The 281-nt window shown below is 63.0% G+C and carries 1 protein-coding gene; it reads right to left on the reverse strand.

Features of this window, described 5'->3' with window-relative positions:
* A partial coding sequence (locus Q5762_RS38000; protein WP_315896876.1) for a cytosine permease occupies window positions 1-265 on the reverse strand: 265 nt, incomplete at its 3' end.
* Window positions 266-281: the final 16 nt, after the last annotated feature.

The raw sequence follows: 281 nt of genomic DNA on the forward strand, positions 1-281 counted from the left end.
CGGTGCCGATGTCGGCGGTCAGCACCATGAAGCCGCCGATCAGCAGGTTCGCGGCCATGATCGTCAGGATCGTGGTGGTCAGCGGCACACCACCCTCGACCACCGATGCGCCAAGCGAATAAGTGGCGATGATGACCGCGATGCCGATCCAGATCCAGGCATAGCCCCAAAAGCCGATGGGCCGCTGGTCAAGTGTTGTGGGCAGGATCGCGTCTTCGATCAGCGCGCTGCGCCCCGTGCCGGTGGCGGCGGAAGAATCAGTCATGTCAGTCCCTTGGTTT

Origin of the sequence: Streptomyces sp. P9(2023) (assembly GCF_032436795.1) — a bacterium.
Lineage (GTDB): Bacteria > Actinomycetota > Actinomycetes > Streptomycetales > Streptomycetaceae > Streptomyces.